The sequence below is a fragment of the Thermotoga sp. 38H-to genome (genome assembly GCF_011057665.1).
Lineage (GTDB): Bacteria > Thermotogota > Thermotogae > Thermotogales > Thermotogaceae > Thermotoga.
Genome location: NZ_LNFZ01000001.1, coordinates 489164 through 508399 on the forward strand (window position 1 = coordinate 489164; position 19236 = coordinate 508399).

The 19236-nt window shown below is 44.7% G+C and carries 20 protein-coding genes and 1 CRISPR repeat array; of the genes, 4 read left to right on the forward strand and 16 right to left on the reverse strand.

Annotation, left to right across the window (positions count from 1 at the left end):
• Positions 1-3: 3 nt before the first annotated feature.
• Positions 4-873 carry a 1,4-dihydroxy-2-naphthoate octaprenyltransferase gene (gene menA, locus AS158_RS02645; protein WP_008194716.1) on the reverse strand — a complete coding sequence of 290 codons (870 nt, stop codon included), beginning with the start codon at positions 871-873 and terminating at the stop codon, positions 4-6.
• 27 nt (positions 874-900) lie between these two features.
• Between menA and AS158_RS02650 the strand changes: the two genes are divergently transcribed.
• Positions 901-1323, forward strand: coding sequence for an RrF2 family transcriptional regulator (locus tag AS158_RS02650; protein ID WP_008194713.1), 423 nt, complete (start codon positions 901-903; stop codon positions 1321-1323).
• On the opposite strand, the gene AS158_RS02655 is transcribed toward AS158_RS02650, so the two are convergent.
• The 3 genes from AS158_RS02655 to AS158_RS02665 form a co-directional block, all read right to left on the reverse strand.
• Positions 1285-1722 carry a ferritin family protein gene (locus AS158_RS02655; RefSeq protein ID WP_008194711.1) on the reverse strand — a complete coding sequence of 146 codons (438 nt, stop codon included), beginning with the start codon at positions 1720-1722 and terminating at the stop codon, positions 1285-1287. The two genes, AS158_RS02650 and AS158_RS02655, sit on opposite strands and share 39 nt — an antisense overlap.
• 120 nt (positions 1723-1842) lie before the next feature.
• A complete protein-coding gene (locus AS158_RS02660) occupies positions 1843-2667 on the reverse strand; it encodes an endoglucanase (RefSeq protein WP_008194708.1) in 825 nt (274 codons plus the stop codon).
• Positions 2664-3428 (reverse strand): endoglucanase, encoded by a 765-nt coding sequence (locus tag AS158_RS02665; RefSeq protein ID WP_241241246.1) that lies wholly within the window; start codon positions 3426-3428, stop codon positions 2664-2666. The genes AS158_RS02660 and AS158_RS02665 overlap by 4 nt, the downstream gene beginning before the upstream one ends.
• 225 nt (positions 3429-3653) lie before the next feature.
• A CRISPR array of direct repeats spans positions 3654-4819; the repeat unit is 30 nt; unit sequence GTTTCCATACCTCTAAGGAAGTATTGAAAC.
• Between the two features lie 644 nt (positions 4820-5463).
• Here AS158_RS02665 and nadX point away from each other — a divergent pair.
• Genes nadX through nadC form a run of 3 tightly spaced genes read left to right on the forward strand, consistent with a single transcriptional unit; the run spans position 5464 to position 7924 of the window.
• Entirely contained in the window at positions 5464-6189 is a 726-nt protein-coding gene (nadX, locus tag AS158_RS02670) for an aspartate dehydrogenase (RefSeq protein WP_165304442.1), read from the forward strand.
• Between the two features lie 12 nt (positions 6190-6201).
• Positions 6202-7098, forward strand: a complete 897-nt coding sequence (gene nadA / locus AS158_RS02675) for a quinolinate synthase NadA (RefSeq protein WP_165304443.1) — start codon at positions 6202-6204, stop codon at positions 7096-7098.
• Positions 7099-7102: 4 nt separating this feature from the next.
• Positions 7103-7924, forward strand: coding sequence for a carboxylating nicotinate-nucleotide diphosphorylase (nadC, locus tag AS158_RS02680; RefSeq protein ID WP_038052512.1), 822 nt, complete (start codon positions 7103-7105; stop codon positions 7922-7924).
• Here the strand turns inward: nadC and AS158_RS02685 are convergent.
• The 12 genes from AS158_RS02685 to rpsT all read right to left on the reverse strand — a co-directional run bounded on the left by AS158_RS02685 (position 7915) and on the right by rpsT (position 19235).
• The gene (locus AS158_RS02685) at positions 7915-8373 is read right to left on the reverse strand and encodes a YaaR family protein (RefSeq protein ID WP_165304444.1); all 459 of its coding nucleotides are present in this window, start codon (positions 8371-8373) and stop codon (positions 7915-7917) included. The genes nadC and AS158_RS02685 overlap by 10 nt on opposite strands.
• Positions 8370-9026, reverse strand: coding sequence for a hypothetical protein (locus AS158_RS02690; protein WP_011943672.1), 657 nt, complete (start codon positions 9024-9026; stop codon positions 8370-8372). Before AS158_RS02690 ends, AS158_RS02685 begins: the two co-directional genes overlap by 4 nt.
• Entirely contained in the window at positions 9010-9606 is a 597-nt protein-coding gene (gene yqeK, locus AS158_RS02695; RefSeq protein ID WP_038052510.1) for a bis(5'-nucleosyl)-tetraphosphatase (symmetrical) YqeK, read from the reverse strand. Before yqeK ends, AS158_RS02690 begins: the two co-directional genes overlap by 17 nt.
• Entirely contained in the window at positions 9607-9888 is a 282-nt protein-coding gene (locus AS158_RS02700; protein WP_004082152.1) for a DUF503 domain-containing protein, read from the reverse strand.
• Positions 9889-9902: 14 nt separating this feature from the next.
• Positions 9903-11213: an alpha-amylase family glycosyl hydrolase gene (locus AS158_RS02705; protein WP_235280290.1), complete on the reverse strand. Its 1311-nt coding sequence runs from the start codon at positions 11211-11213 to the stop codon at positions 9903-9905.
• Positions 11173-13224 carry an elongation factor G gene (gene fusA, locus AS158_RS02710; protein ID WP_165304531.1) on the reverse strand — a complete coding sequence of 684 codons (2052 nt, stop codon included), beginning with the start codon at positions 13222-13224 and terminating at the stop codon, positions 11173-11175. The genes AS158_RS02705 and fusA overlap by 41 nt, the downstream gene beginning before the upstream one ends.
• Positions 13224-14885, reverse strand: coding sequence for a phosphodiester glycosidase family protein (locus AS158_RS02715; RefSeq protein WP_165304445.1), 1662 nt, complete (start codon positions 14883-14885; stop codon positions 13224-13226). The genes fusA and AS158_RS02715 overlap by 1 nt, the downstream gene beginning before the upstream one ends.
• A complete protein-coding gene (locus AS158_RS02720; protein ID WP_165304446.1) occupies positions 14882-16186 on the reverse strand; it encodes a pyrimidine-nucleoside phosphorylase in 1305 nt (434 codons plus the stop codon). The genes AS158_RS02715 and AS158_RS02720 overlap by 4 nt, the downstream gene beginning before the upstream one ends.
• Before the next feature lie 4 nt (positions 16187-16190).
• Positions 16191-17429 (reverse strand): ATP-binding protein, encoded by a 1239-nt coding sequence (locus AS158_RS02725; RefSeq protein WP_038052504.1) that lies wholly within the window; start codon positions 17427-17429, stop codon positions 16191-16193.
• Positions 17430-17432: 3 nt separating this feature from the next.
• Complete coding sequence (locus tag AS158_RS02730; RefSeq protein WP_038052502.1) at positions 17433-18152, reverse strand: response regulator transcription factor; 720 nt, start codon at positions 18150-18152, stop codon at positions 17433-17435.
• A gap of 60 nt (positions 18153-18212) precedes the next feature.
• Positions 18213-18875, reverse strand: coding sequence for a hypothetical protein (locus AS158_RS02735; protein WP_038052499.1), 663 nt, complete (start codon positions 18873-18875; stop codon positions 18213-18215).
• 69 nt (positions 18876-18944) lie between these two features.
• Positions 18945-19235 carry a 30S ribosomal protein S20 gene (gene rpsT, locus AS158_RS02740; protein WP_038052496.1) on the reverse strand — a complete coding sequence of 97 codons (291 nt, stop codon included), beginning with the start codon at positions 19233-19235 and terminating at the stop codon, positions 18945-18947.
• Between the last annotated feature and the right edge of the window lies 1 nt (position 19236).

Consider the following 19236-nt stretch of genomic DNA (forward strand, 5'->3'; position numbering starts at 1 on the left):
GCATCACCTCAAAAGTCCCAAAATCATAGAAACAAAGAGTATCATTTCCGCCAGCGCACTCATTTTATCAACGTCAGCGATCTCTCGTGCATTTTTCCTTCCCGCTGATTTTTGAAACAACTGCTTTATCACCCGTATGTACAGCGGAAGAGAAACTAAGCTGACAAGAGAAATTACTCTAAAAACTCCCGTCGATACGAGAATCACGATAAAGACGTAGATCAAACCAGTTAGGACCGCGTAGAGAAGGAACGCTGCTCTGTCTCCGATCAAAATGGGAAGGGTTTTGATACCACTTCTTTTGTCAAACTCGGAGTCTCTAATTTCATTGGCGAGGAGAATGAGATCTGTAGCGATCCCCACGGGAATAGAGACCAGAAGTGCTTCCAGTGAGAACCTTCCCGTCTGAACATAATAGGCTCCCAGCACCATCAGGGGTCCCATGAGAATAAACACGAGAAACATACCAAGGGATTTGTATTTCAGATAGAACGGATGTCCAGTGTAAGCGTACCCGAGAACCAGGCCAGTAAGTCCTAGCCACAGCAGAGCAGGTCCAGAGATCTTTATGAGAACAAGCCCCAGAACCACACTCACCGCGTAACAGAAAACACTCAAAAGGAGCTCTTCACGTGGTGTTATTTTCCCGGAAACAAGAAGTCCACTCGAACCGAGAGAATCTTTAGTATCTACACCTTTTTTGTAATCGAAATAATCGTTCGTGGTGTTGACACCTGCATGTAAGAAAATGGAAGCGATCAGTGATAGAATGTATCTGGTCAGGGAAAATTCCTCAGCCAGCATGGCTCCCACAGTAACAGGAAAAGCACTTGCAACGAAGGAAAACGGTCTTACAGCCACGAAATACTTCATTATCTATACCTCCCGGAGGTGCGCTTGATGTTTGGAAAGTGTCAAAAACACGTGAGATACGCTCTTAGACTTCTCGTGAGATTGTCGCTGGAGAACAGACCTATGTCTTCTTCGGAACTCGCTGAGAAAGAACTCATCACCAGAAATTTCGCCTTGAAAGTCCTTCATTACCTCAAAAGATCGGGCCTTGTGAATTCGATCAAAGGAAAAAACGGTGGTTTTGTTCTTGCAAAGTCGCCAGACGAAATATCGTTTCTGGATGTTATCAGCGTCTTTGAAAAAGACCTTGTTATTGTGGACTGCAACAGCCGGTGCAAGAATTACAGAGCCTGCAGAGCAAAATACTTCTGGAACTGGCTTTCCGATTATTTGAAAGATCTGTTTTCTAACATCACCATCAAAGATATCGCCTCAGGTACTTTCACGTTTCATCTCGAGAAGCTTTCTTAGATGTTCTTTTTCCTGATCGATGATCTTTTTCACTGTTTTCTGTGCATCGGAATTCACAAGACCATCTTTGAGTTCATAGTAGAGAATTATGCTGTCTTTTTCAACGGATATGGCTATATCCAGAACCTCTTTCAAGGTTAGATCCTTTCTCCTTAAAATTTCACTCGTGTCAGGAAAAACCTCATAGAAAGCGTATCCTGCGAGATAAGAATCCACCTCATCCCAGTTTTCCTGGTCTGACATCTTTCTAAAGATTTCCGCATGAATCCTTTCCTGATCGGCAAGCTCAAGGAAAGTCTTTTTTATCTCTCCATCAAAATGTTCTGAGAGTTCTCTGTAGAATCTTTCGCCTTCCTCCTCCAGCCTGATGGCCATCGTCAGAATGTCGCTTACTTTCATAGAATCACCTCATTGTTCTGATTTTCACACATTGCATAGAATATTATACTACTTGTGTATAAATTTGCCAAAAGAAAAAGGCAGGGAAGCCCCCGCCTTTCTCGTTGGTGATTCTGCGATTTATTTTACAACTTCGACGGAGAAGTCTCTGAAGGTCCAGCCGAATTTAGCCGCTGTTGTGTTTGGATCTCCAAACTCCGTTCCGATCTCCCAGACGCAGAAATACAGCTCTTCGAAATTGTCTATTCTCGTTGAGTGCTTCTTGACAACTTCCGCGGCTTTCTGAACGAAGTCCTTCACGTTGATTTTTACCTTTCCTTCTTTCATCGGTGTTGTCAGTCTGAAAGCAAGGTAATCCCATCCCCACGGTGCGAAATAAACATCCCACTTTGCTTCCTGCTTCACACCGTTTATCTCGACTGTTGTGGTGAACTCATCCACTTTCTGACCACCAGGCATCAGGACGTTGTTGTAGAACCAAACCATGATCTCTGCGTCACCCGAAGAAACAGAAGTCTGGTCGGGACTCTTCGTGATCCACGTCTCCATGGCAAGGTTGATAGGCAGGTTGTTTTCGTACCAGATCGAGTAATCAAGAGTCACGTAGAAATCTGGAAGATCTTTCACCTTCACAGGAAGAAATTCCACGCCGCTGTTGTGTCCCGCCCAGGGCTTGTAACCGTAGTAGATCTCCGGATAACCATGCACCCAGCTGTCTGGATTCTGAAGAACGATGTTGTACAAATCCGCGTAGAACTCAACCTTTTCTCCATCGAATTTGAGCCATGTTTCTCCCTCGTAAGATTTCACGTTCCAGAAGTTGAGCTCCATGGTGACTGGAAATCCGTTGAAGGAAATGTCTGTTGCACCAACGCTCGTGAGAACCACTTCAGAGGAAAAGAGCAGAGCGGAAAACACCACCATCAGAAGAACTGCCCACCTCATTCTCTCACCTCCAGATCAATAGAGAAGTTTTCAAACTTCCACCCGAATTGCGCGCTCTTTGTTTCCGGGCTTCCAAACTCGGTTCCAATTTCCCAGACGGTGAAGTAAAGATTTTCAAAATCTTTCACACGAGTGGAATTCGAAAGAGCTTTCCCGGAAGCATCAAGAAAGTGTTTCACATCGAACTTCACATTTCCCTTCTTCACAGGATCCTTCAAGCGGAAAGCGAGGTAGTCCCATCCCCATTCCGCGTGCCACAGTTCCCAGGTGCCTTCGACACTCTCTCCGTTCAGCACGAACGGAATCGTAAACTCCTCTATCTTTTTGCCCCCTGGTGTGAGATTGTTGAAATAGAACCAGACCATGATTTCAACATCTCCGATCGTTGCTTTTGTCTGGTATTTCTCTCTTGTGAGCCAGGTTTCCATTGCAAAATTCAATGGCAAAGACGGTTCGTGGTGAATGTCGAAAGAGACTTCGACGGAAAATGATTTCATAGAAGAAACAAATACCGGAAGTTTCGAACCTTCCGCCATGTGTTTCTCCCACGGTTTGTAACCGTAATAGAACTCGGGATAACCGAGAATGTACCTATCTGGTTCTTTTGGAGAAAGATTTTGAATGTCCGCGTCAAAAGTCACCCTCTCACCGTCGAATCTCATGGCCACAGAACCGGAGTATTCCTTTATGTTCCACAGATTCAGCTCCATGGAAAGGGGAATATTGTTCCATACAAAATCCGATGTTCCCGGCTTTGTCATCAGTATCACCACTATCACCTCCAGAGAACATCTTATTATGAAAACGTTTACATTCAAAATATGAAAATTTGCAAATAGAACTAATTACACCCGAAAATAAAAAAAGCAGGGAAATAATCCCTGCTTTTCTCTTTTAGTCGAATCTTTGAACGCTTGTTCGGGATGGGTTTCTATACCTCTAAAGAACTGGCTCTCTGTATCCCAGCTTCGACTCAAACGAAAACGGTTTCCATACTTCTAAGGAGCTATTGAAACATAATCGACGAGCTAATAGATGCTATCAGAGAATCACTGTTTCCATACCTCTAAGGAAGTATTGAAACAAATAAGTCACAAGCAGTTTGTGAAAAAATGCGCGTTTCCATACCTCTAAGGAAGTATTGAAACAGAAATAAGCGTTGATAAGTTGAACGAATTAAAAGCTTGTTTCCATACCTCTAAGGAAGTATTGAAACAGTCGAGAATCGTCAAGAGCTCATCCTCTACGTCATGTTTCCATACCTCTAAGGAAGTATTGAAACCCAGAACACGTTACACAATAGGCCCCGTCTTGAAGAAGTTTCCATACCTCTAAGGAAGTATTGAAACAAGCATCGGAGCTAATTGAAAGAGTTTCGAGAAAACTGTTTCCATACCTCTAAGGAAGTATTGAAACGTGCAAGGGATGTAATAACTGCCATAAATGTTCTTCGTTTCCATACCTCTAAGGAAGTATTGAAACGGGAAAAAATATCGAATTGTATTGGAGGAGATATCTGAAGTTTCCATACCTCTAAGGAAGTATTGAAACTAAACGAACTCCAGACAAAGATATATGAGGCGAATAGTTTCCATACCTCTAAGGAAGTATTGAAACCTGGGTGTGTCCAGAGGCGCCCTTGTCTACGTGCCGTCGTTTCCATACCTCTAAGGAAGTATTGAAACTCAGCAACCGCATCGAACTCCTCGAGTCTCCTGCAATGTTTCCATACCTCTAAGGAAGTATTGAAACAAATCGAAGAGCGGGAAGACTATGTTTACTATCTCTTGTTTCCATACCTCTAAGGAAGTATTGAAACGACGCAGTACAACGATACTTTTGACCCCGTAAATGGGTTTCCATACCTCTAAGGAAGTATTGAAACGTGAGCTTGAAAGGGATTTCATCGTAGAGGGAGAAAAGTTTCCATACCTCTAAGGAAGTATTGAAACTGGAAATTACAACGCAAAATACTCTGTCATCAATTGGTTTCCATACCTCTAAGGAAGTATTGAAACTATTTCTTCACCTGGAGCCAGATCAGACAAGAAACCGGTTTCCATACCTCTAAGGAAGTATTGAAACTTGATAGGACTGATAATTGATGCAACAGTATGGGTGTGTTTCCATACCTCTAAGGAAGTATTGAAACCCATTGAGTTCAGAATAAATTATACCACAAACACAAACTGAAAGCAAGATGTTTTTTGAACTTCCATATACTCATTTTCCATAAACGATTCTAACACACAAGGGGGTGTTTTCAAGAACTGTTTGGAAAAATGGAATAATTGCATAGTCAAACAGAGAGAGAATTCAAGGCAAAAACAAAAGATTAATTATATCAACCTACGTCAGGGCATTTTGGGGTGTTTTGGGCAAAAATCGATTAGTTCCACATTTCACAAATAGATGAAAGAAGGTTTCCCTCAAAGAGTTAGAAGTTAACTGTAAGATGTACGAATTTCTGCTACTTATACATCATCATTCACCACAAATTCTCTTCATATTGTCTTGTTTTATCATTCATTATTCCCTTTTTAACGCATAGCTTCCGGTACCACAAACCCGCATGAATTTTTTCGTTACTGGTAATTGCATACTCTGTATCGACCTTCTGATGCTAAATACATACAACACCCACTTTGTGAACGATTGGAACTATCTTGGTTTGTATGAATAAAACAATATTTTTATGTATTAATATTTTTTACACTAATATTACAACGACTTTTGATCAAAACGACTTGTCTTTTGTTTACAGCAGGTGTAAACTTATTTCTGGGGGTGTTGAGCATGACGGCTCTGATCATCGGAATGGGAAACATCGGGAAAAAACTCGTGGAACTGGGAAATTTCGAGAATGTTTATGTTTACGACAGAGTCCCAAAAGACATCCCGGGAGTTATTCGTTTAGATGAATTCCAGATTCCTTCAAACGTTGACGCGATTGTTGAATGCGCTTCTCCAGAAGCTGTGAAAGAATACTCACTTCAGATTCTGAAGAGTCCTGTGAACTACATCGTAATTAGCACCAGTGCTTTTGCAGACAAAGTCTTCAGAGAGAAGTTCTTCAACGAGTTAAAAAATTCACCAGCCAGGGTCTTCTTCCCATCCGGTGCCATTGGTGGTCTCGATGTTCTTTCTTCCATCAAAGACTTTGTCGAAAACGTCCACATAGAAACGATAAAACCTCCAAAGAGTCTCGACCTGGATTTGAAAGGCAAAACAGTCGTGTTCGAAGGAAACGTCGAGGAAGCTTCAAGGCTTTTCCCAAGAAACATCAACGTAGCGTCAACCATCGGCCTTGTGGTGGGATTTGAAAAGGTAAAGGTAACAATAATGGCAGATCCAGCCACGAATCACAACGTTCACATCGTAAGAATCTCCTCTACCATTGGAAACTACGAGTTCAAAATAGAGAACATACCATCTCCAGAGAATCCAAAAACAAGTATGCTAACAGTCTATTCGATTCTTAGAACTCTGAAAAACCTTGAATCAAAAATCGTATTCGGATAAGGAGGCAAAAACATGTTGGATGAAATTCTCAAGCTGAAAAAGGAAAAAGGCTACATCATTCTCGCCCACAACTATCAAATCCCAGAGCTCCAGGACATAGCCGATTTTGTCGGTGATTCTCTCCAGCTTGCAAGGAAGGCAATGGAACTCTCAGAAAAGAAAATTCTGTTTCTTGGGGTCGATTTCATGGCGGAACTGGTCAAAATACTGAATCCTGACAAAAAAGTGATCGTTCCTGACAGAAGCGCAACCTGTCCCATGGCAAATCGTCTAACACCGGAGACCATCAGAGAGTACAGAGAAAAATTTCCAGATGCGCCGGTGGTTCTCTACGTAAACAGTACGTCCGAATGTAAAACGCTCGCCGACGTTATCTGTACGTCTGCCAACGCCGTGGAAGTTGTAAAAAAGCTGGATTCCAATGTGGTCATCTTTGGTCCAGATAGAAACCTTGGAGAGTATGTCTCAGAAAAAACAGGAAAGAAGATCATCACGATACCTGAAAACGGTCATTGCCCAGTTCATCAGTTCAACGTTGAATCCGTCGATGTTGCAAGGAAAAAATATCCGGATGCCAAAATAGTAGTTCATCCAGAGTGTCCGAAAACAGTGAGAGACAAAGCCGATTACGTGGGAAGCACAGGCCAGATGGAAAAGATCCCGGAGAAAGACCCTTCCAGGATCTTTGTGGTTGGAACAGAGATAGGGATGATCCACAAACTGAAGAAAAAATTTCCTGACAGAGAATTCGTACCGCTCGAGATGGCAGTGTGTGTAAACATGAAGAAAAACACACTGGAAAACGCTCTCCATGCTTTGCAAACCGAATTGTTCGAGGTGACTCTCCCGGAAGAAGTGATTGAAAAGGCGAAAAAACCGATCCTTCAAATGTTCGAACTCATGGGGTGATACGATGGAGAAAATCCTCGACCTTTTGATGAATTTTGTCAAAGAAGACGAGGGGAAAATCGATTTTGCTTCATTTCCGCTTCGAAACACAACTGCCAGCGCTTATCTTCTTTTGAAAACAGAAAACGTGGTGGCTTCTGGCATAGAAATTTCTCAAATGTTCCTGGAGAAAGTGGGACTGTTTTCAAAGTTTCATGTGAAGGATGGAGAGCGCCTGGAAAAAACCGGGGTGATAGGAGAAATAGAAGGCAACGCCTACAGGCTTTTGGTCGTGGAGAGAACTCTCCTCAACGTTCTCTCTGTAATGTTTTCTGTGGCCACAACAACCAGAAGATTCACCGAAAAACTCAAACACGCAAAAATAGCAGCGACAAGGAAGACACTGCTTGGTCTGGGAATTCTTCAAAAGATCGCTGTGGTACACGGTGGAGGAGATCCTCACAGGTTCGACCTGAGCGGGTGTGCGATGATAAAAGACAACCACCTGAAGATATACGGTTGTATCGAACGGGCTGTTCAAGAGGTCAGAAAGATAATACCCTTCACCACAAAAATAGAAGTCGAAGTGGAGAACCTGGAAGATGCACTGAAAGCGGTTGAAGCTGGAGCGGATATCGTCATGCTGGACAATCTCTCCCCCGAAGAAGTGAAAGAGATATCCAGGAGAATAAAAGAGATCAATCCCCACGCGATCGTGGAAGTGTCAGGTGGCATCACAGAAGAAAATGTTTCTCTCTATGACTTCGAAACTGTAGATGTGATCTCCACGAGCAGGCTGACATTTCAGGAAGTGTTTGTGGATCTTTCGCTCGAGATTCAGCGGTAGAGGTTGAGGATCAGTCCGTTTATCTCTTCTATTCTAGCAGCCAGGTTTATGGTTTGCCACTCGTTTTTCATGATCTTATCTGTGAGTTCTATAAGCTTTTCGTTCACCTCTTCAACTACCACGTGGAGCCTTGCACGGCCACTGTTCATATCGAAACTCCCAGCAAGTTTGTAGATTTTCTTTTCTATGAGTTTCAGGAACTCCTTTATAGCGTTCTTGTATCTTTTCAAGTTGGAAGGAGTGGGAGAACGTACGAGCTCGTTTCCTGAATCGACCACTTCTTCCACGGCTTCTTCAAGGAGTTTTTCGAAGTGATCTTCTTTCACGTCTTCCAGGATATCGAAAAACTCCTTTTTTTTCGATTCACCAACTTTAGAAGCCTTTCCAGATTTTTTCCCCTTCACTTCCTGATTCTTCAAGGACTCTCCACCGAGGGGGTCTATCCTCACCTTTTCATCTCCTCGGAGATGGCTTTGAGTTTCTCCGAGTCCAGATACAGTCTCTCGTACTTCTTGCCCTGAACTTCTATCACAATGGGCTTTTCCGTCACCGTTGGTGCTTCGAAAACGTCGATGGCGTAGTTCGAGATCTTCTCAAAGAACTTGTAGAGAGAGAACCTGTTCAGGTTGTTGAAACCGAATTTCTTCAACCAGCTTCCAACGAAAATGAAGTCGAAGAACTTCAGCTTTCTTTTAGAGAACTCTTTAACGAAGTCCGGAAAACTCTCACACTGCTTTCCAAGAAGATCCTGGCAGAGTTTTAGAAATTCCTCCTCGGACATAACGGAGTAGAAGGCTCTTTCGGCCTTTATATCCAAGAGGGTCTCCATCTTCTCGAGATCGCTCAGAGGCCTTTCAGAGATGATCGCCTCTCTTCTTTCTGGGTCAAAAGATTCACTTGGGAAAGAAACGACGAAGACCATCCTCTTCGAATCGTCTATTCTCACAAAGTAGCTATTGTCTCCCACTCTGAAAAGATAGTGAACCTCCGCTGCTTTGTAATCTGGAGAGGTGAGAAACGATCTGTAGTAAAGGAACAAAACAGCGGCGAGAGCAACAGCGATCAGCACAACTGCCAGTACGATCTTACTCGACTTCTTCATCGATTAGCCCTCCTCTTTTCATAAGAATGCTGTTCCACAGTTCGACAGTCTCCGGGATCAACAGATAGTTCTTCCCAACCGCATAAAAAATCTTGTTTTTCAAAACCTGAAAGAATCCTTCCTCCAGGTTCCTGAAAGCGATCCTTCGAAGTTCATTCACCCCTGGAAAGTCACGTGTGAACTCCAGGGAATCGGCTATGAACAGAATCTGCCCCACGGTTCCGAAACTCACGTGTCCTGAGGTGTGATAGGCCACTGCGTTGAGAACTTCTTCGTCTTCTACATTGAAACGCCTTTTCAAGAATTCCGCTGCCACTTTTCCATGCAGAAGAACGGGGTGTGTCCTTTCCAGCTCTGAAATCTTCAGACCATAAGCCCGGGCCATTTTCAAAAGCTTCCTTGGTGGCACGTCTCTGAAGAGATCGTGGGAGAGAGCCGCCAGTTCTATTTTATTTAAGTCCGCACCGTACATTTCTCCCAGTTTTCTTGAAAATTCCACCACCGATCGCACGTGATTGATCCTTTTTCTCGAAAGAAGCCTTTCCATGATGCTTTCAAGCTCGTTCGTTATCACGACCATTCACCACACCTCTCTTTCGATCTCTTCCACTTCCATTCCCGGATAAAGATCCAGATAATCGATGATCGAATCGAAGACTCTCTCAATAACGGCTCTGTCAGTGTTCACCATGGCGATTCCTATCTCAAAGAAACTTTTCGAATCGTGCGCTCCCACTTCAGAGATGGAGATGTTGTACTTTTTCCTCAAATCGTTCATCAGTCTCTTCAGGATTCCTCTTTTTTCTTTCAAAGATCTCACACCGAAGAGTCTCACTCTCAGACTCACAACACCTACACTCATTCTACCACCCGCTCTCAGTAGAGCACGAAAGAGAGTATCAGAGGTTCTTTCCCTACCTCAACAGTCGCGCGGGAATTTTTCACGGGAACTCGAACAATCTCATCGTTGAACACGTTCTTCGAATGGATACACGCACTCTCCCAAATACCCGAGAAATCCAGAGTTACCTTTGTGCTTTCAAGAAGAGGATTCAATACACAGAGAATGTATCTGTTTTCGTATCTCCAGAGATAAGATATCACCTTCTCTGGTTGATCGTTTTTCACAAAAAGCATCTCTCCTTCGGTGAAAACACCAGTTCCGTATCTGTAATGGGCAAGTTTTCTGTGAAGAATTGAGATCCTGTTCTCTTCCATAGGAAACGGTAACGTGTATTCGTTGAATATGTCCACGTCCTCCTTGAGACCGTACTCCTGTCCGTTGTGAACGAGAGGAACCCCTTTGAAGGTGAAAAGAAACGCTATCCATTGGATCAACGAATCTTCTTCGATGAATTTCGCGATCCTCGGTTGGTCGTGATTCTCCAGAAATCTCATCTTTATGTAACCTCTGGGATACATGTGATCCTGCATCCTCAAGAAATCCACGTACTCCCTCAAGCTACCTTTTCCCTCAATGAAATCCCTGAACTTGTAGTAGCCATCGTAGTCGTAGGTGATATCGAAAGCCTGGTACATGTAGGGATCGTGTGTTTCAGAAAGCCATATGAGTCTCTTCAGGGGGTCGAGTTCTTTCCTTACCTGCAGCCAGAAGTCCAGTGGAACAAGCCCTGCCACATCGCACCTGAATCCATCGATGTCAAACTCTTCAACCCAGTACTTCATCATGTTGATCATGTACTTCCTCAGTTCTCCATTCGAATAGTCGAAATCGACTATATCCGTCCAGTCTGGCACTTTCCTTGTGGGATTTCCATTTTCATCCCTGAGAAACCACTCAGGGTGTTCTTTGACTAAGACGTTGTCAGCTGCCGCGTGGTTCAGGACCATGTCCATCAAAACGTACATGTTCAATTCGTGAGCTCTCTTCACGAACCTTTTGAAGCCATCTTTCGTTCCTATGAGTGGATCTATCTCGTAGTAATCGCGTATGGCGTAAGGGGATCCCAGAGTACCTTTTCTTTCCACCACTCCAGTAGGATGAATGGGCATCAACCACACTGTGTTGATGCCCATTCCTTTGAGTCTTTCAAGATCTTTCATGAGGGAATCGAACTTCTTTCCTTTTTCTCCTGGATAAGCACGTGCAAAGGCTTCGTATATTATCAGTCTTTTGAAGTTCATCTCACTTCTCCTGTTCCTGCATCTCTCTTCTTCTCTCTTCAATGATCTTCTCTTGTATGTTTGGAGGCACTATTTCGTACCTCTGGAACCTCATCGTGAAGTATCCTCGACCGCTCGTGATGGAAGAAAGTTTGCTGGAGAAGTCAAGCATCTCGGCGAGTGGAACCTCTGCTTTCACCTTCACCATGCCTTTTCCAGATGGTTCCATTCCAAGGGGCCTTCCTCTTCTACTGGAGATTTCTCCCATCACGTCTCCCGCGTTCTCTTCCGGGACGAAGACATCAACCTCCATTATTGGTTCCAGAATGACGGGTCTTGCCGCTTCCATTCCTTTTTTGAAGGCCTGAATGGCAGCTATCTGAAACGAAATGTCCGAGGAATCCACTTCGTGGTAAGAACCGTCAAAGAGTATGACTCTGACATCTGTTACAGGATATCCTGCCAGAACTCCTTTCTTCATGGCCTCTCTGATACCTTTATCAACGGATGGTATGAAATTCCTCGGGATCACTCCTCCAACTATCCTGTCAACGAATTCGTATCCTTGTCCCCTCGGAAGAGGCTCCAGCTGTATCTTCACATGACCGTACTGACCGTGTCCACCCGTTTGTTTCTTGTGCTTATGCTCAGCAACGGCGGTTGTTGTTATCGTCTCTCTGTAGGCGATCTTCGGTTTTCCAACCTCCACATCGACACCGAAGATCTTTTTCAACCTCTCTATCATGACGTCAAGGTGCATCGCACCGAGACCAGAAACAACGGTTTCCCCTGTTTCAGGATCGTATTCCCACACAAACGTTGGGTCGGAATCTGAAAGTCTTGAAAGTCCATTGCTGATTTTGTCGATATCGGACTTCGATTTTGGATGAACAGACCTGGAGAACATGGGTTCCGGGAATGCAGGAGGTACCACCTTCACCCTTCTGTCTCTGTGTGTGAGCGTTTCTCCAACGGCCCCCTCCTTGAGCTTCAGAAGAACAACGATCTCACCGGGACCAACAGATTCCACTTCCTTCTGTTGCTTGAGAATCGGGGTATAAATGTGCCCTAATTTCTCCGAGACATCCTTTTGAACATTCATAACGATGTCACCAGATCTGAGAACTCCTGCGATAACCTTCGCAAAGGTGATTCTTCCGACGAACTGGTCAACCACGGATTTGAAAATGTAAGCGCAGAACGGCTCTTCCTCGGAGAACTTCACCTCTATTTCCGTTCCATCCTCCAGAAGTGCCTTGTACGAGGAAGCTTCCTCGGGTGAAGAACCTATGTCTCCCAGATAATCGAGAAGGACATCCAATCCCATTCCTTTCAACGCGGACCCCGAAAGTACGGGCACGATTTCTCCCTTTCTGTAACCCTCACTGAGTACCCTCATGAGTTCATCGTATCCGATCTCCTCACCGTCGAGGTATCTCATCATCAATTCTTCATCCTGTTCTACGATATCTTCGAGTATTTCTGATCTCATGTCGTTGAAGTTCTCCGGCATGTCCTCTTCCTGAACCTTATCTCCATTGTACCTGTAGGCCTTTTTCTTCAGAAGATCCACGACTCCCTCGAAATTCTCAGCTGCACCGATTGGAACAACCACCGGGACGATTTTCCTGGAGAACCTCTCTTTCAGTTCTGCCACCACATTCTCGAAATTGGCCCTCTCTTTATCCATCTGGTTGACAAAAACCATGATGGGTTTTTTCATCTCATCAGCTATGTTCCATGTTCTTTCAGTCTGTATTTCCACACCAGCAACGGCGTTCACCACGGAGATGATGTTCTCAGAAACGAAAATTCCGTTTATAACCTCCGATATGAAATCCGAGAATCCAGGGGTATCTATTAGATACACCTTTTTGCCTTTCCAATCGAGGGACGCCACGTGTGAGGAGAAACTGGCCCCTTTCTCCTCCTCAACAGGATCGTAATCCACGTACTTTGTGTCTGCCCTGTCAAGCAAACCTGATCTGTAAAGAAGCTGTGCGAGAAGAAGCGATTTACCAGCTCCGTTGTGCCCTATCAAAGCGGCCGAACGCACACTCTGAAGTCCTCCCATCACTCACCCACCTCCGTCTTCTTTTTCTCCCAGACTACGATTCCCACAGGTATCGCGGCTGTGCTGTTCTCCGTCCTGCCGAAGAGGCTGCCAGCCACTGCCATTACAGAGGAGCTGCCCCCATCTACACACATGGCGTCTTCGAACCCCCTGGAAACGAGAAAGTTTACGAGTTCATCGTAAGTCAATCCCCTCGTTATATGATTATAACCTTCGAAGACGAGAAACCAAAGCTTTCCATCTTTTGTGGCGATAACCGTCCTCGGAGCCTTTGCGTACGCTATTCCCCCACCGTACCTCGCCTTCTCTTCCAAGGCATCTGGAATCGGAGCCCTGTTTTGTATGAGGAGAGGCCCCCCTTCAACAGCCTGCTTTATACGCAGCGGAATGTTGGGCTGAAGAGAAAGATACGCTCCATCTCCTTCTTTGAGATCGGAGAGGTATTTCTCGTATTTCTTGCTGATAGAAACGACATACTCAGAATCTTCAGCACGGCTTTTGTATCCGATCTGTGATACTTTACTGTCCTTCACCACAAAATAGATTCTGTCGTCTTTTTCTGGTATTTCCTTGGAGAACTCTCTCGTGTAAACGAGGACTTCACCCTCTCCAAGGGTGTTTATTCCCTTCACGAGAAAGAGGACATCCCTCATCATGAGTGTGACATCCACTATTATTCTTCCGATGAACACTCTGTTGTCCTCGGTGATGGCAAAAACCGGCCTTCCGCTGAACATGACAGAATACGGTTTCCCATCTATCACAACAAGACCGATGGGAAATTTTGTGACCGGGTCGAAATAGTTGCCGTTTATTCCAGCGATGCCTCCCACTCTTTTTACCATTTCATCAAGCCGCTCGATGGTTCCAAAACCGTTTCCTGACACAACCGGTTTTATCGTTACCTTCTCTGGGTCCATTATGAGATAGTTGACAACCGTCTTCTCACCTTCGTCGAATTCTTCGATTTTCCTTTCAAAGACAACTCCATCTGAGATTTCCAATCTTCCAAAGAAACCTTCGACGAGGAGAAACCGGAAAAGCATTTTGCCATCGCCGATGGAGTACTCCACATCTGGATAAAAATTACCCACATCTACAACAAACGAAAGACCATTTTTCTCAAGTTCAACCTTTATGTCTTCAGAAACATTTGGAAGACTCACCACAACAGGAGACAGATTTATTCTGACTCTTCCCATGCTTTTTTCCACACTCACCATATCCGGCACGATCGTTCCCGTGTATGTTATCGTAACTCCATTCTTTTCTTTCGTCGCTGAAAGCACAATCGGAAGGGAATCGTAGATCAGGACCTTTTCGCCTTTCGTGTACACCTGATAGCCTTCCATCACCTTTTTTAAAGCATCGATAGGCACGAAAAGAAGACCATCTACGAAGAGCGGAGGGGAGAGTTTTTCCACAAAATCAAAAATCGTCTCATGCTCTTTTATGAAGAGTACGTGATTGTCATAGACGATGTAGTGGTAACCGTTCGAATGTATGTAACCAACACCGGCGGGTGCGAGGTCCTCAGCGCACACATAATAAATCCCTTCATTGAAGACAGTTCTCAACGGAAAAGCCTTCCCACCACTGATCAGGTAGGAACCGAAAGCGACACCTGCGAAGATCAAAAGAACCAGAACTATTTGCTTCATTTGATCACCTCTTCGACGACTCTGGGTGGCTTTGAAGGAGAATCAGAGATCACATACGCTTTTTTCAGAAGTTTCAAAGCGCTCTCAACATCGCTCCTGTCTGACACAAAGAGTTTCGCTATCGTCTCTCCCTTTTTCACAGAGTCGCCTATCTTCTTTTCAACGATGATTCCAACTCTGTGATCGATTCGATCTTCTTTCTTCTTCCTTCCTGCTCCGAGCACCATCGATGCGATACCTACTTTCTCCGCGTCTATCTTTGAAACATAGCCTTCTCTCTCTGCAGAGAATTCCACCACCTGTTCTGCAACCGGGAGCACTTTCCACGGGTCGTCCACTACTCTTTCGTCTCCACCCTGAGCTTTAACGAGGATTCGAAACTTTTCCAAGGCTTCTCCGGTCTCGAGTTTTGTCTGCAAGATCTTCTTTCCATCGTCAAAATCTGCTACTCCAGCGAGTTCCAGCATGAGAGCGCCCAGAGTAATCGACAGATCCTTCAAATCCTCGGGACCGTTTCCTTTCAAGGTTTCTATCGCCTCTATCACTTCCAAAGAATTTCCAACAGCGCTTCCCAGGGGTTGATCCATATTTGAGAGGACGGCAGCCGCTTTCTTCCCATGTTGCTGGGCTATTTTAAGCATGAGAAGGGCAAGTTTTCTTGCGTCTTCGAACCCTTTCATGAAGGCGCCTGTTCCGAACTTCACGTCCAGAACAAAAGCATCGCTCCCACCGGCGAGTTTTTTACTCATGATACTGGAGGCGATCAGAGAAATTTCGTCGACGGTTGCTGTCGCGTCACGAAGTGCGTATATCTTTTTGTCGGCGGGAACAAGATTCCCTGTTTGACCCACGATCGCTATTCCATACTTTTTAACGTTATCAATGAATTCTTCGAGAGAAAGTTCTGTTCGAAATCCAGGGATCGACTCCAGTTTGTCGATGGTTCCTCCTGTGTGACCCAGGGCCCTTCCAGACATCTTGGCAACAGGTACCCCAGCGGAAGCCACAAGAGGCGCCACGACCAGGGTTGTTTTGTCACCAACTCCCCCAGTCGAGTGTTTGTCTACCTTCGGTCCCGGTATTTCCGACAGATCGAGCACCTCTCCTGATCTCATCATCGTCTCCGTGAAATAGTAAGTTTCCTCTTCGTCGAGGTGGCGAAAATAAACAGCCATCAAAAAAGCGGCCATCTGGTAGTCCGGAATCTCTCCTTTTACATATCCACCAACCATGAACTCTATCTCTTCTCTCGAAAGTTTTTCCCCGTTTCTCTTCTTGAGTATCACATCGTAAGCTCTCACTCTTTCACCTTCTTTTCGGTAGGAGCACTCTCATTACTGTTCCCTGGTTGATTTCACTCTCAACCTCTATCCTTCCTCCGTGTTTGTCGACGATCGTTTTCACTATCGTGAGACCCAAGCCTGTTCCACCCATCTTTCTGGAACGCGCTTTATCCACCCTGTAGAACTTTTCAAAGATTCTACTCTGGGCTTCTTTGGGTATTCCAGGTCCCGTGTCTTCTACCTCCAAGACCACCCAGTCCGGTGTATCGTAGGCCCTCACCCAGACCTTTTTCTCTCCCTTTTCCTTCAAAGATGTGTACTTGACAGCGTTGTCCACGAGATTCAGGAGCATCTGGATCAGCCTTTCTTTGTTTCCCCTGACCACAACATCCTCACACTCAACAACGAGGTCCACTTCATTTTCTTCGGCTATAGGCTGGATGATTTTGTAAACGTATTCCATCACTTCACACAGATCCACATCTTTCATTTCAAAATTGACTTCACTTTCTTCCATTTTCTCGAGATCGAGAAGATCGTTGATGAGACGTGTCATACGGGCAGATTCTTCTTCTATGATTTTCAGAAATCTCTTAACCAGCTCTTTGTTCTCCAGATCATCTTCAAGGAGCGTCTCCGCATAACCGTGGATGGAAGTGAGAGGGGTTCTAAGTTCGTGTGAAACTGTTGCTATGAATTCCCTTCTCATCTCATCGAGCTTTCTTTCTTTAGTAACATCGTGGAAGAGAATGACAAAGATCTTATCACCACTTTTCAGTTCGACAGGTATTACCTTCACGTGGAAATATTTCTTCTCGTTACCAACGTAGGTAACAAGAGTTCCTTCCTGTGGCTCTTCACTCTTAATGGTCTCTTCCACCATTTCGCTTATGTAGTAGTCTTCAAAAATTTCATAATATGGCCTTCCCTCGGGGTTGATCCTGTCCTGTACGAGTTCACGAGCAATTTCGTTCAAAAACGTGATCTTTCCCTCTCGATCCAGAATGAATATGGGTTCACTGAGACTATTCAAAATCGTAAGAAAGTTGTCTCTACTCACTTCAACACGGGAAATTGTTTCTTTCAGATTGTCCACGTATTTTTTCAGTCTCTCGAAAAGATAAAGCGGGGGAACATCCTTTTCCCCCAGCATGTCTGACAGCTTTTCGATGAGAATTTTGTACTCAGAGAGGCGTTTCCTGAACACCAGAAAGAGCAGAACGAATAGAGCGGCTACTGTGACGAGCAGGAATACACTCATGGATCAGTCTTCCTTTCCGGGATCTCTGAATTTGTATCCCTTTCCTCTCACAGTGATTATGTATTTCGGATTCGAAGGATCTTCTTCTATCTTCGTTCTCAGCCTTCTTATGTGAACGTCCACCGTTCTTGTGTCTCCATAGTAATCGTATCCCCAGAGCTTGTCCAGAAGCACATCCCTGCTGAAAACCTTTCCTTCGTTCTCCGCGAGGAACCTGAGCAATTCGAATTCGAGAGGAGTGAGGTTCACCTTTTTCCCCCTCACTTTCACTTCGTACTTTTCCACATCGATTTCAAGATCCCTGGCTATGATCTTCTTAGGCCTTTCTTCCTTGCTCTGAGTTGCGGCGGAAAGTCTTCTGAATATAGCCTTCACCCTCGCAAGGAGCTCTCTCACACTGAACGGTTTGGTGATGTAGTCGTCCGCACCGAGCTCCAGTCCAAGCACCTTGTCGAACTCCTCTCCCTTCGCACTCAGGAAGATCACGGGAGTGTTCTTGTATTTTTCTATGGCCCTGATCTTCCTGACCAGCTCGAAACCATCGATTCCAGGAAGCATGATATCCACTATGAACATGTCCACATCTTCGTCGTTGGCAAGTTTAAGCGCTTCTTCGCCGTCGTAAGCCTTGATCACCTCGTATCCTTCCTTGGAAAGGTTGTATCCTACCAGCTCGAGAATCGCCGGGTCGTCGTCAACCACCAGAATCTTCTTTTTCGCCATCTTCGACCCCCCGAAGGGGTACACCTCCTTTCAGATCTGGTTTCTATACTATTTTAACATTTATGAACTTGTTTTTTGATAAGACTTCTTCCTGAAAGTGAACCACGCGGAAAGAAACAGAAAAAGCAGAAACAGAGACACGTAGAAGAAGACCATTGTTTTGTTAGCAAAGAGAGACTCGGGTTTGAACTCCACCCCAAAGAGGCCGGAAAGATAAAACAAAACCAGCACCGAAAAAATCGCTGCTCCTACCACAACTGAGAGGATTCTTGCGAATTCCTTTTCCTTGCGGTAAGCAGTCAGTCCGGCTAAAAGCCCGATGAAAACGGAAAGTCCGAGCGTTATCCAGTTCATGTACTGAACACCCTGAAGATTGAAAGAACTCACCAGAAAGTTTATAACGTAGTAAGCAACGAAAGTTACGGTGACGAGAGCAGCGAGAAACACTATGTATCTGTACAGGACGTAGAGCACAACTGCAGTTAAAACACCTGTTGCCACCAGTGTGATAACCTTCACGTTCTCGTTTGCAAGATAGGATTTGAGAAATTCGATATTCGAAAGAAGAGGAAACACGAAGTTGATACCGATGACAAAACCGATCACCGCAAAAGCTATGTGTTCTACGTACCTGGCGGCGAACATGAGAAACAGAGCAGCAGGTAGAGAAAAATACCAGTTTTCAATAATCAGCCTGAAAAAATCCCCCATCAACCCCTCCATGTGCAATCCCTCCCTTTAAAACCAGAAATGCCCCACAAGGGGGCCAGATTCCAAAAGAACGGAAGAAATTCACTCCTGGTTTGTTTCGAGAGTCTTCAGGTACTCGTTAACCTTTTCAAAAAGCCTCGCCTTTCTTCTCGCACCCTGGTTCTTGTGAATGACTCCCTTGGAAACCGCCTTGTCTATGGCAGCCTGTGCTTTCCTGGTGAGTTCAAGAACGACTTCTTTTGGTTCTTTGTTCTCGATAGCCTTGAGAACTTCTTTTATTCTGTTCTTGAAGAAAGTCTTGTAAGCCTTGTTTCTGAGTCTTCTCTTTTCAGAAACTCTGACTCTTTTCTTTGCGGATTTGATATTCGGCACT